Here is a 12,196-nt window from a genome sequence, read left to right as displayed (position 1 = left end):
GGCAGCCGCCGTCGCGGACGGCGAGGGCGGCTTTCTGGGCTGGGGAGAAGAGGCGGTTTTCCCGGCCGAGGTCGACGACCTGGCCCTGGTCGAAGGCGATCGCGGTGAAGCCGGCGCAGAGGTGCCGGTCGATGTCGGTCAGCGGGATCGGGTCGGGATGACCCTCGATGGCACCGTGCCCCTCGGCGGAGTTGGGCCCTGAGGTGCGGCTGTCGGTTTCGGTGGCACCGTGGACTTCGATCGCGCTCTGGCTGTCGGTGGGGCTGTGGCCGGTGCTGCTGCGTTGGACGACGACCCTGGCGGTTGGTCGGGAGCCGGAGAACACGGTGCCGGGGTCGGCGGTGATGGCGATGTGGATGAGTTCGATGAGGGTTTCCGCGTGGATCTGGTCGGTGCTGCGGGGGTCGTCGATGATTTTCTGGGCGCGGGCCTTGCGTTCCTTGTCGACGAAGCGGGGGCCGCCGCGGCGCGGTCCGGTGAGCTGGCCGAGGACTTCGAGGAGGAAGGTGCCGTTTTCGGGGTTGAGCTCGAAGTCGCCGTGGACCATCCCGTTGGGTTTGCGCCAGGTGCGGAGGTATTGCGCGGCGCGCATGGCGTCGGCGCGGGCGGCGATGCCGGTCTCGTCGATCTGGTCCCGGGCGTGCCGGGCCGCGGTGAACGCTTGCTCGGCGTTGAGGCCCTGGCTGGCGGCAATCCCGCGATCGCTGGTCCGGACGTCCGCGCAGCGTTCGATCAGCGCGGTCAGGGCGTTCCGGAGCATGTCCGGGGTGACGTCGGCGGCTGGTTCGCCCAGGCCCTTGCGGAGGTAGCCGGCGGTGTCGAGGCCGATCCGGCCGGCGGTGACGGCGTCGCCGAGCGGCGCGTGCCAGGGCGCCTCGAGGGCGACCTCGGGGAGGTCCCACTCGGGGTGGTCCGCGGCCTGGTCGGCGGTGTGTTTGGCGAGCTGTTCGGCGGTTTGGGCTTCGGCCATCATCGTGCCGACGTCCACGAGCCGGCGGGAGTCGACGCGGGAGCCGCCGGAGAGGGACTGCACCATCGCTTCGGGGCTCTGGTGGCCCTTGCGCCGGGCCAGGCCGGCCTGGCCGAGGGCCCAGTCGGAGCGGCGGGCGATCTCGGCCGCGGACAGGGCCGCGTATTTCGTGGTTTCGCCCAGGTGCGCGGCGATGCTCTTGTGGGTGGCCTCGAGGTCGTCGTCGGTCAGGGCGGCGAACGCGGCCGCGTCCAGCCGCTCGCCGGCGAGGGAGCCGGTGAGGGACCTGAATACAGCTTCGATGCTTGCCATGCTGAGATTCTCTCAGTAACCACCGACATTCGTAGCTACGTTCACCCTCCGGAGACAAGAACCTGCTGCCCCGCCCTGTGGAGGACAGGACAGAGCACAAGACGAAGGACCTGGCGACCACAGCCCAATCATTGACAACGTCCCCATTCCCTTCCACGCTGACAGGAAGGATCAACAGGGAAGGTCAGGGGGAAGGCATGGGGAGGGCCAACCGGATTGGGGTCGTTGTGAGGCCGGTGACCGTGAGGCCGGTGACCGTGAGAACGGTGACTGTGAGAACGGAGACCGTGAGAACGCGGGCTGTGAGGGAAGAGACGATTGGCGGCGGCAGAACCGTGCGAGCGCTCCGGGCAGGCTGCCTGGCGATCGCGGTCCTGGTGGCGTGCGCAGGCTGCACGGCCGCTCAGTACACGATCAGCGGCACGGTGAGCGGCGCGGACGGCCGACCTCGGGCGGACTGCGCCATCGTCGTCGGCGTAATCACGGGAGGTCCGGTGCCCGAAATCGCCCTGCTCAGCGGATCGGACGGTTCCTATGCCTGGACCCTGCCGGCGGGGGAGTACACCGTCACCGCGCACTGCCCGTCGGGCGGGAGCGGAAAGATCACCGTCGATGCCACGGAGCGGAACGTCGACTCGGCCGACATCGTCGTCGAGGGCGACGGCACGGCCAGGAACTAGGGAGCCCTCGAACCGGCAGGCACCGAAACGGCAGTCCCCGTGCCCGGCTCAGTCCTCGAGGTTGTCCACGCCGGGCATCCAGCTGAGCCCCGGCACTCCCCAGCCGCGCTTGCGCGTGACCTTCGCGGCGATCTTCGCGTAGACGTGTTCGAGTCGATCCACGTAGAGCGTGCCTTCGAGATGGTCGTACTCGTGCTGGAATATCCGCGCGAGCCAGCCGTCCGCACGGATCTCAAACGGCTTCTGGTCGAGATCGACGGCACGGAGGATGGCGGATTGGGCGCGCAGCAGCGGAAACCGCTCGCCCGGGTAGGAGAGGCAGCCTTCGATGTCGTCATCCTCGTCAGCGGCGCCGGCGGGCACCGGGGTGATCCACAGCTCGGGGTTGATGGCCACGCCCCGCCAGGACTGTTCGTCGTCATCGACGTAGCCGTAGGTGAAGAGCCGGAGGGGCACGCCGACCTGCGGGCCGGCGAGGCCCACGCCGGGCGCGGCATCCATCGTCTCGAACATGTCGGCCACCAGTGAGCGCAAGTCGTCGTCGAAATCGACAACGGGATTCGCTGGGAAGTGGAGAACGGGGTCACCTGAAATAACTATCGGTCGAACGGCCATTCAGCAAGGATATCGGGATGGATCTGGATAGGGTCATTGGGTGACCCTCGACCTGATCTCCTTACCGGTCGACATCGCGATTGACCCGCGCCAGGCGATCGGAATTCCGATCGCCCTGATCGGTGCCGTCTTCCTGTCCCTCGGCGCCCAGTTCCAGCACCGGGGCGTCGCCAAGGTCGAAGCGAACACGGTTGCCGTCACCGGTGGGCTCAACCCGCGTCAGCTGATGCTCCTGCTGGCCCGTCCGTCCTGGGTGCTCGGCAGCGTCATGCTGGGGCTCGCGATCGTGTTCCAGCTCACGAGCCTCTACTTCGCGCCGATCATCGTCGTCCAGCCGCTCGGCGCCGTCGCCCTGGTGATCACGGCCATCCTCAACGCGCGGGTCAGCGGGGTGAGCCTCAACCGCGCCTCGGTGATCGCCATTGCCATGTGCGTGGGCGGCGTGGGCCTCTTCGTCACGGTCGCCGCGTTCACGGCCGTCGACAAACCCGTCACCGACGGCAACCTGCTCGCGATCCTGTCCGTGCTCGGCGGTGTACTCGTCGCCTTCGGTCTGGCCTTCGGCTTCCTGCGCACCAGGTTCCAGGCCATTTTCTACATTCTCGGCGCGGGCGTTCTCTACGGCTTCGTGGCGACGCTCGCCAAGGTCGTGATCAACCGCACCCAGTACGGCAACTTCGAATGGCTCACGCTGATCTGCGTCGCCGGGCTGCTCCTCGCCGGCGGGCTCGGTGCCTACTTCGTGCAGAACGCATACGCATCCGGACCGCCCGACCTCGTGATCGCCGGGCTGACGGTCGTGGATCCCCTCGTCGCGGTCGGCATCGGAATCATCGTTCTCGGGGAAGCCTCGCAGGCTCCGGCGTGGGCGGCGGGCGCCTTCATTGTCGCGGGCGTCATCGCGATCTGGGGCGTCTTCCTGCTGTCCAAGCACCACCCGCAAACTCGCTGAACCGACCGGAAAACGCCGGATTTCACCCGCAAAAATCGTGGCGCGCCGGTGCCCAGTCTCGGCGTGGGCTGTTCGGTTTAGAATAGGGTGCAAGCAGACCTCGTCGGCGCGCGTCGCCGAAACCGAAACTTCTTTGCCGGATGACTCTCTCCGGCACCTCTACGTTGGGACCACGCCACTTGTCAGATTCGACGGACCTGCCGATCGACTTGTCACAAACAGGCGCAGGGATGGCGAAGAAGCCCATCCGCGTCCTCATCGCCTGCGACACGTTCGCGCCGGACGTGAACGGCGCTGCCAAGTTCGCCGAACGACTGGCCGCAGGCCTCGTCTCCCGTGGGCACGACGTTCACATCATGGCCCCCGCCCCCACGCGCAAGCACGGAAGCTGGATCGAAATCCACGAGGGCCAGCCCATGATGGTGCACCGCCTGCAGAGCTGGCGCTGGTACCCGCACGACTGGCTGCGTTTCGCCCTGCCGTGGATCGTGCGCAAACACAGCCGGCACATCCTCGACACCTTCCAACCGGATGTCGTTCACTTCCAGTCGCACATCAACGTGGGTCGCGGCGTGGCGATCGAGGCGGCGAAGCGGGGCATCCGGATCGTCGGAACGAACCACCTCATGCCGGAGAACATGCTCCAGTTCTCGCTCATCCCCAAGGGATTCCAGGACCGGGTCATCACGGCGCTCTGGCGCGCGGCACGCCGCACCTTCGGCCGCGCCGAAGCGGTCACCACGCCGACCCTGCGGGCCGCCCAGTTCCTCGAGAAATACACGGGGCTTGTCGGCGTGCACGCCATCTCGTGCGGGATCAATGCCGACAACTACTCGCCGACCTTCGCGCCGCGCACCGAGAACCGCATCCTGTTCGTCGGTCGAGTGACGGGGGAGAAGCAGATCGATGTGCTGCTGCAGGCTGTCGCGCTGCTCGCCCCCGAGCTCAAGACCAGGCTCGAGATCGTGGGCGGCGGCGACCAAAAGCGCAACCTGGAGCACCTCGCCGACACGCTCGGAATCAGCGACCGGGTCACCTTCACCGGCTACGTGACCGACGAGGAGCTCCGCCAGGCCTACTCGCGTGCGACCGTCTTCGCCATGCCCTCGATCGCTGAACTGCAGAGCATCGCGACCATGGAGGCGATGGCTTCCGGCCTGCCCGTCGTCGGCGCGGATGCCATGGCGCTCCCGCACCTGATCCACGACAACGAGAACGGATTCCTGTTCCGCCCGGGCAACGCCCGTGACCTCGCCGACAAGCTCACGAAGGTCCTGACGGCGCCCCCCGAGGAGCTCGAGGCCCTCAAGCGGGAGTCGATCAGGCTGATCGGCGCGCACGACATCAACCGCACGTTGAACACTTTCGAATGCCTGTATCGTGGGGAACCGGTGATCGTTCCGGTCAACGACGAAGCCACGGCCAGCTCACCCGAGTAGGGCCCGGCGCCTGGGGCGGTAGCTCAGCTGGTTAGAGCAGCGGACTCATAATCCGTCGGTCGCGGGTTCAAGTCCCGCCCGCCCTACTCGAAACATAATTTGATCAGGGTTTCTTGTCCTCACTGAAAGGGCAAGACTCGATGCGCTTCGTTGTGAGCCGAAGATAGGTCTGTCACGTAATCGACCGCATGAATGACAGGGGTCGAGCATGCTCGTCGGATACATGCGGGTATCGAAGGCCGACGGGTCGCAGCTTTGATCTGCAGCGGCATGCACTCCCGGTCGCTGGCGTCGACGTAGATAACCTCTACGAGGACCATGCCTCCGGAAGAAATGCCGACCGCCCTTACCTGGCGGCTTGCCTGAAGGCGCTGCGCCCTGGTGACACGCTCCTGGTCTGGAAGCTCGACAGGCTCGGCCGAGACGTGCGCCACCTGGTCAGTACGGTGCACGACCTGACCGACCGCGTCATCGGCCTCAAGGTGCTCACCGGAGAGGGCGCGGCCATCGACACCACGACCGCATCCGGCAAGCTCGTCTTCGGGCGACCTCTGCAAGGAACCTCAACCGGATCGCATTGCGCCGATCGAGTTGGAGGCTATGCGGGAAGAAGCATCCTCTTAGCCGTTCGCGTATCAATTGACCCGGATCAGTGTCTTCTGCCAGCCGGTTGAACCGTTGGGTGCGATAGGGCTGAGCTCCTGCGCTTGAAGCTTGCCGTTCTTGTCGGTGGCCCGGACAGCGACATAGTGGGTACCTGAGGATGCGTTCCAGTCCAGATACCACTGAACCCAGCTGTCCTGGTTGACCGGGGTCGACAGTGTCGCCTTCTGCCAGTCGCCGTCGTCGATGCTCACCTCGACTCCTTCGATGCCGACCGTTTGCGCCCACGCCACGCCCGCGATCCTCGTGGATCCCGGCTCGATGGCCTTATTGATGCGGGGCGTGTCAACGCGCGACGACAGTTTGATCGGTGCCTTCGCGCTGTATCCGCGGGGAGTCCAATACGCCGTGTCCGCCGCGAACGTGGTCACTTTCAGCTCGGTGAGCCATTTGGTGGCAGACACGTAGCCGTAGAGCCCGGGCACGACCATCCGCACCGGGAACCCGTGCTCGAGTGGAAGCGGTTCGCCGTTCATACCGACCGCGAGGATCGCGTTCAGGCCTGGGTCGGTCAGGGCCGACAGCGGGGTACTGGCGGTGAATCCATCGGCACTGCGCGAGAGGACCATGTCGGCGCCCGATCTCGGCGACGCCAGGCTCAGGATGTTCCGGATCGGCACGCCCAGCCATCTCGCATTTCCAACCAGGTTGCCTCCGACCTCGTTCGACACGCACGTGAGCGTAATCACGTACTCGTCGAGCCCCATCCCGACGAGGTCATCGAAACTTAGGCTCACCTTCTTGTCGACCAGGCCATCGATGGTGAGCCGCCACGTTGCGGGATCGATGGACGGCACGGTCAGCGCGGTGTCCACCCGATAGAAGTCCTGGTTCGGTGTGAACAGCGGAGATATGCCCGGAATGCGCAGTTCGGCGCCCGCTGGAATCGTCACGGTCGAACGAGGCGCCGGCAGCTTCAGGGCTTTACGGATCCCCGCGATCGACGAGCTGGCAACGTTTACAGCTCGCGCCCCGACGCCGACGACCAGAGCGATCGCCCCTGCCGTTACCGTGAAGCGGATGAAGCCGCGCCGGTCCAGGTTCGCACGCTGCTCATCGGATCCGGCCACACCGTCGCGCCACGAGCGCAGCCGTCGAGCGAGCAGATACAGCAGCACGCTGCCGGTCAGGGCTCCGACGATTGTCGGCACGGAGGCGAAGGGTGTGGCCGCGGCTCTGGTGACTGCGGACGCGACCGAGACGACGCCGGCGACGATGAGGACTGTGACACCGATCGGCGGTCGGACGAATTCAAGTACCCCTGCGACCGCTGCCGCGATCGCGATCCCGACACCGAGACCGATGAGGAGGAATAGCTTGTCGTTCGATCCGAAGGCCTGGATCGCGAGTTCTTTGGCCCACTGCGGCACGACGTCGATGACGAACGAGCCGACCCCCAGGATGGGGCTCCCGTCGCGCGCGATGAGCAACGCCACCAGCTCGGCGGCCGCCAGGAAGGCGCCTGCACTCACGACACCGGCCATGGCGGCCCACGGCCACAGTCGCCGCCGCTTGGTGCTGAACTTGTTTGTGTCCATTATTGCCTCCGGCTTCGCCGGGGCGAGAAAACCCCTGCTTACCGATATTCGGAGCCGATGCCATTTTGGATGGCCATCGCGCAACACTGACGCCGGAGGAATCTCGTCCGGGCGCGGGATCGTCCCTCTGGGTAGTTTGCAAACCAACCGAACCGAGACACAATCGGTGGCACTCGGCTACACGGGGGAGTTGGACACCGCCCTCGTCAGTCCCAAGCCCCTCCTATCTGCCGGCCCGGAACCGCAAGCGGACAAGAATGTCGTCCGCGATGTAGACGGGGTTTCGCGGAGCGTCGGATCTCCGCCTTCTCATCCATGAGACGCCAGCGCCTCCTGGACCTGTTCTTGCGTCGGTCGGCCAGCGAGGCCCTCGGGTGTCATATATACCCGGCAAGCGAGGTCGTTGATGCGCCCAGCAGAGGGAAACAGATCAGTGCCGTCAAGGAGAATGGTCGGAGAGCCAGCGAATGGCACCTGCGCCGCCGTGGCGGATGAGGCAATGAGCGTGTACGTGATGGCAGTGTCCTGATGGCCGGTCGAGTCCAATGCAACGCGAAGGCGACGACCCGCTTCTTCCCAGCTGGGGCAATCGTCGATGTGGAGGATCTCCGCTTTCATGACGTGCTCCCGTTTCGTCGAAGGGCTCGTTCAATGAACAGAGCGGTGGGACTAAGAGCGGACCAATCGCGCGATCGCGGCCGAGGCCTCGCGCATCTTCAGGTCCGCCTCGTCGCCCCCAGCCGCGGCGGCATTCACGACGCAGTGGTTCAGGTGCTCGTCGAGAAGCCCCAGGGCCACCGACTGGAGGGCACTCGTCATCGCCGAAATCTGGGTCAGGATGTCGATGCAGTACTTCTCGTCCGACACCATGCCCTGCAGGCCGCGGGCCTGCCCCTCGATGCGGCGCAGGCGCTTGAGGTAGTCATCCTTGTTCGAGATGTAGCCGTGTGGGCCGGTGTGCGTCGCGCCCGCAGCTTTGGTCGATTCGTTCATGATCCAACTATACCCCCTGGTGGTATCTAGGGGTATAGTAAACGTGTACCCCTGGGGGGTAACACCGATCGAAAGGGACTGCTGATGTGCACGACCAACCAGAATGACCTTGGCCTGACCGACGCGTCCTGCGCCTGCGGAACGCATGCTGACGCACCAGCGGGTGCCGCCTCGACCAACGACGGACTGACGACGAGCACCTTCGAGGTGTCCGGAATGACCTGCGGGCACTGCGTGAAGAGCGTCACCGAGGAACTCAGCCAGCTCGAAGGCGCGAAGAACGTGGAGGTCGCCCTCGTGTCTGGCGGCATTTCCAAAGTCACCGTCTCTAGCATTGGCGCGCTTGACCCGGATGCGGTCGCCGCTGCGATCGATGAGGCCGGCTATGAGCTGGTGACCCCGGCCCGATGAGCGGTCAGCAGGTCGAACTTGTCGTTGGCGGGATGACCTGCGCGTCCTGTGCGGCGCGGATCGAAAAGAAGCTCAACCGGATGCCGGGCGTGGAGGCATCCGTCAATTACGCGACGGAGAAGGCCACCGTTTTCGTGCCGGAGGGCACGACCGTGGAGCAGGCGATTGCGACCATCGAGGCGACCGGTTACACGGCCGAGCTGCCGGCCCCGCCGGAGGCCTCATCCGAGGCCTCGCCGGAGTCCGAGGTGGACAGCCTGCGCCGGAGACTCCTCGTTTCCGCGGCGCTCGCCATCCCCGTCGCGCTGATGTCGATGATCCCGGCACTGCAGTTCACCAACTGGCAGTGGCTCGCCCTCACCCTCGCGGCGCCCGTCGCGGTCTGGGGCGCCTGGCCGTTCCACCGCGCGGCCTGGGTCAACGCCCGTCACGGGGCGGCGACGATGGACACCCTGATCAGCATCGGCGTGCTCGCCGCCCTGGGCTGGTCGCTTTATGCCCTGTTCTTCGGCACGGCCGGGATGACTGGAATGACGATGACGTTCAACCTCACCGCCACCCGCGGCGGTGGGGCGCACGAAATCTACCTCGAGGTCGCATCCGCGGTCACCGTCTTCATCCTGGCCGGACGCTACTTCGAGGCCCGGGCGAAGAAATGCTCCGGCGCGGCGCTGCAGGCGCTCCTCGAACTCGGCGCGAAAGAAGCCACGCTGCTGCGTGACGGCGTCGAGACCAGGGTCCCCACCTCCTCGCTCGTGGTCGGCGACCTGTTCGTCGTGCGCCCCGGCGAGAAGATCGCCACCGACGGCGAGGTCGTCGAGGGCAACTCCGCCGTCGACGCGAGCATGCTCACCGGCGAGGCCGTTCCGGTGGAGGTCGGCCCCGGCGCCGTTGTCGTCGGCGCGACGCTCAACTCCGGCGGCCGGCTCGTGGTGCGGGCGACCCGCGTGGGCTCGGACACCGAACTCGCCCAGATCGGCCGCCTCGTCGAGCAGGCGCAGGCGGGCAAGGCCGACGTGCAGCGGCTGGCCGACCGGGTGTCGGCGATCTTCGTCCCGATCGTGATCGTGCTCTCCCTGGCCACCCTCGCCGTGTGGCTCCTCATCGGCGCCGGCCCGGTCGTGGCATTCACCGCTGCCGTGGCAACGCTGATCATCGCCTGCCCCTGCGCGCTCGGGCTGGCCACCCCGACCGCCCTGCTCGTCGGCACCGGGCGCGGCGCCCAGCTGGGCATCCTGATCAAGGGGCCGCAGATCCTCGAATCCACCCGCAGTGTCGACACCATCGTGCTCGACAAGACCGGCACCGTGACCACCGGCCGGATGAGCCTCGTCGCCGCCGTCCCAGCGCGAGGCGTGACCGAAGACGAGCTGCTGCGCCTCGCGGGTGCCGCCGAGACCGGCTCTGAGCACCCGATCGCCGCGGCCATTGTTGCGGGCGCACAGCACAGTTTGGGCCCGCTGCCGCCGTTGGAATCATTCGCCTCCACGGACGGCCTCGGCGTTCAAGCCGTCGTCGACGGGCACCTGGTGCTCGTCGGACGCCCGCGCTGGCTCGCCGAGCAGTGGAGCATCACCCTCCCATCCGACCTTCAATCGGCCCTGGCCTCCGCCGAAGAGGAGGGTCAGAGCGCCATCCTCGTCGCCTGGGACGGGCAGGCTCGCGGCGTCCTCGCCGTGTCCGACACGGTCAAGTCGAGTAGCACGGCGGCGATCGCCGCGTTCCGCCGCCTCGGCCTGCGACCTGTGCTGCTGACCGGCGACAACGAGCGCGCGGCTCGCGCCGTGGCAGCGGAAGTGGGCATCACCGACGTGCGGGCCGAGCTGCTCCCGGCCGAGAAGGCCGAGGCCGTCCGGGCCCTGCAACGCGAGGGTCGGGTCGTCGCGATGGTCGGCGACGGCGTGAACGACGCCGTCGCCCTCGCCACGGCCGACCTCGGCATCGCGATGGGCACCGGAACCGATGTCGCGATCGAGGCCAGCGACCTCACCCTCGTCCGCAGCGACCTGATGGCCGCAGCGGACGCCATCCGGCTGTCCCGGCGCACCCTCGCCACGATCAAGGCCAACCTGTTCTGGGCCTTCGCCTACAACGTCGCCGCGATCCCGCTGGCCATGCTCGGCCTGCTCAACCCCCTGATCGCCGGCGCCGCCATGGGGCTCTCATCGGTCTTCGTGGTGAGCAACAGCCTCAGGCTCCGCGGATTCCGCTCGCTGTCCGAGCCGACGCCGGTGCGCGACGCGACCTCGGGTGAGCTCCGAGATCTCGCCCCGGTCGGCTAGACACCGTTCTCCCAGCCGGCCGCTCGGGCCATCGGGTACTGTATGAGAGGCCCGAACTGTGCGTAACCAATCCGATTCGAACTAGAGGTGACATGATTGTGAACGACACCCCGATCTCGGGCCGTCCCCAACGCCATGTCATCCGCTCCCTGATCGTGTCGGTTCTGGCCATGGCTGCCCTGCTCCTCGGCTTGTTCGCCGTTCACTCTGCCGGTGCCGGCGTCGGCGCCGAGCATGAGATGGCCGTCGCTGCACCGGGCGCCTCCGCGCCAGCTCAGGACCTCACCGGTGCGAACGAAATGGTGGCCAGCGCCGGTGCGGATGTCGTCGTCGCCTCGGGCTTCGATGGGGGATGGCTCAGCTTCGGGGACGACTTCATGGCCGGTTGCGGCATTCTGGCGATGACCTGCTCGGTGTTGCTCATTGTCGTGGCTCTCATCCGCCTGGCCCGCCAGCCGTCGGTATACAATCGTCTCCTCGACGCCGGCGGTTTCGTGGTCAGCTCATTCCGCACGATCCCGCTTCACGTCCACCGCCCCAGCCTGACCCTGCTTTCCATCAGTCGCATTTAGAAGAACCCGCTCACGCGCCAGCACGTGGCTGCGTGGCTTTGCCGTGCCCACGGCCTCTTGGTTTCCCAAATGTTTGACTATGAATGGACAGAACAATGCTTAGAACACGCACCTACATCCTTGCCGCCACCGCGCTGGCAGCAGCCCTCACCCTCAGCGCCTGCGCTGGCGGCACGGCCGGCACAAACGGGGGCGGCAGCTCCGATACCAGCAACGCCCCAAGCGCATCCGCAGCCAACGCGGCCGATGTGACATTCGCGCAGATGATGATCCCGCACCACGAACAAGCCGTGGAGATGAGTGAGGACATCCTGGCCAAGGACGGCGTCGACCAGCGCGTCGTCGACCTGGCCACCCAGATCAAGGCGGCGCAGGACCCGGAAATCAAGCAGCTCAAGACCTGGCTCACGTCCTGGGGAGCGGACGAGGGCATGTCCGGTATGGACCACGGGACCACCGGGATGATGTCCGACGACGACATGATGGCGCTTCGGGACGCATCTGGAGCAGAGGCCGACAAGCTGTTCCTCGAGCAGATGACGCTGCACCATGAGGGCGCCATCGCAATGGCCCAGACCGAGCTCGACGCGGGCGAAAACGCCGACGCCAAAGCGATGGCCCAGGCGATCGTCACGAGCCAGACTGCCGAGATTCAGGTTATGAAGGACCTCCTGGCGACCCTGTAAACGCACCTCGCATTTCTTATCTCGAATACGAGGCACGTCATTAACACGACCCCAGAGACCCCCAGTCCATCGCGACGACACCT

At 66.5% G+C, this 12,196-nt stretch carries 13 protein-coding genes and 1 tRNA gene; 9 read left to right on the top strand and 5 right to left on the bottom strand.

Annotated features, from left to right (window positions below):
- A partial coding sequence (locus E3O23_RS04095; RefSeq protein ID WP_134488425.1) for a DUF222 domain-containing protein occupies positions 1-1,282 on the bottom strand: 1,282 nt, incomplete at its 3' end.
- A 302-nt stretch (positions 1,283-1,584) separates the two neighbouring features.
- Between E3O23_RS04095 and E3O23_RS04090 the strand changes: the two genes are divergently transcribed.
- Positions 1,585-1,962, top strand: a complete 378-nt coding sequence (locus E3O23_RS04090; RefSeq protein WP_166790399.1) for a peptidase associated/transthyretin-like domain-containing protein — start codon at positions 1,585-1,587, stop codon at positions 1,960-1,962.
- 48 nt (positions 1,963-2,010) lie between these two features.
- Here E3O23_RS04090 and def read toward each other — a convergent pair whose 3' ends face one another.
- Positions 2,011-2,577 (bottom strand): peptide deformylase, encoded by a 567-nt coding sequence (gene def, locus E3O23_RS04085; protein ID WP_134488421.1) that lies wholly within the window; start codon positions 2,575-2,577, stop codon positions 2,011-2,013.
- Positions 2,578-2,617: 40 nt separating this feature from the next.
- On the opposite strand from def, the gene E3O23_RS04080 reads away from it, so the two are divergent.
- From E3O23_RS04080 to E3O23_RS04065, 4 genes are all read left to right on the top strand, one after another.
- Positions 2,618-3,529, top strand: a complete 912-nt coding sequence (locus tag E3O23_RS04080) for a DMT family transporter (protein ID WP_134488419.1) — start codon at positions 2,618-2,620, stop codon at positions 3,527-3,529.
- Positions 3,530-3,759: 230 nt separating this feature from the next.
- A complete protein-coding gene (locus E3O23_RS04075; RefSeq protein WP_174776593.1) occupies positions 3,760-4,968 on the top strand; it encodes a glycosyltransferase in 1,209 nt (402 codons plus the stop codon).
- A gap of 12 nt (positions 4,969-4,980) precedes the next feature.
- A tRNA-Ile gene (locus E3O23_RS04070) sits at positions 4,981-5,054 on the top strand.
- 102 nt (positions 5,055-5,156) lie between these two features.
- Positions 5,157-5,642: a recombinase family protein gene (locus tag E3O23_RS04065; RefSeq protein WP_478213505.1), complete on the top strand. Its 486-nt coding sequence runs from the start codon at positions 5,157-5,159 to the stop codon at positions 5,640-5,642.
- On the opposite strand, the gene E3O23_RS04060 is transcribed toward E3O23_RS04065, so the two are convergent.
- The 3 genes from E3O23_RS04060 to E3O23_RS04050 form a co-directional block, all read right to left on the bottom strand.
- Positions 5,604-7,169, bottom strand: coding sequence for a molybdopterin-dependent oxidoreductase (locus E3O23_RS04060; RefSeq protein WP_134488415.1), 1,566 nt, complete (start codon positions 7,167-7,169; stop codon positions 5,604-5,606). The two genes, E3O23_RS04065 and E3O23_RS04060, sit on opposite strands and share 39 nt — an antisense overlap.
- A gap of 309 nt (positions 7,170-7,478) precedes the next feature.
- On the bottom strand, positions 7,479-7,787 hold the full coding sequence (locus E3O23_RS04055) for a thioredoxin family protein (RefSeq protein ID WP_134488413.1): 309 nt from the start codon (positions 7,785-7,787) through the stop codon (positions 7,479-7,481).
- A 51-nt stretch (positions 7,788-7,838) separates the two neighbouring features.
- Positions 7,839-8,162, bottom strand: coding sequence for a metal-sensitive transcriptional regulator (locus E3O23_RS04050; RefSeq protein ID WP_134488411.1), 324 nt, complete (start codon positions 8,160-8,162; stop codon positions 7,839-7,841).
- Between the two features lie 84 nt (positions 8,163-8,246).
- On the opposite strand from E3O23_RS04050, the gene E3O23_RS04045 reads away from it, so the two are divergent.
- From E3O23_RS04045 to E3O23_RS04030, 4 genes are all read left to right on the top strand, one after another.
- Positions 8,247-8,573 carry a heavy-metal-associated domain-containing protein gene (locus E3O23_RS04045; protein ID WP_134488409.1) on the top strand — a complete coding sequence of 109 codons (327 nt, stop codon included), beginning with the start codon at positions 8,247-8,249 and terminating at the stop codon, positions 8,571-8,573.
- Positions 8,570-10,855, top strand: coding sequence for a heavy metal translocating P-type ATPase (locus tag E3O23_RS04040; RefSeq protein ID WP_134488407.1), 2,286 nt, complete (start codon positions 8,570-8,572; stop codon positions 10,853-10,855). Before E3O23_RS04045 ends, E3O23_RS04040 begins: the two co-directional genes overlap by 4 nt.
- 98 nt (positions 10,856-10,953) lie before the next feature.
- Positions 10,954-11,427 carry a hypothetical protein gene (locus E3O23_RS04035; RefSeq protein WP_166790398.1) on the top strand — a complete coding sequence of 158 codons (474 nt, stop codon included), beginning with the start codon at positions 10,954-10,956 and terminating at the stop codon, positions 11,425-11,427.
- A gap of 95 nt (positions 11,428-11,522) precedes the next feature.
- Complete coding sequence (locus tag E3O23_RS04030) at positions 11,523-12,113, top strand: DUF305 domain-containing protein (RefSeq protein WP_134488403.1); 591 nt, start codon at positions 11,523-11,525, stop codon at positions 12,111-12,113.
- Positions 12,114-12,196 lie beyond the last annotated feature (83 nt).

This window comes from Cryobacterium tagatosivorans (assembly GCF_004402215.1).
GTDB lineage: Bacteria > Actinomycetota > Actinomycetes > Actinomycetales > Microbacteriaceae > Cryobacterium > Cryobacterium tagatosivorans.
The sequence above is the reverse complement of the archived record's forward strand: the minus strand, read 5'-3'. Positions and strand labels throughout refer to the sequence as shown.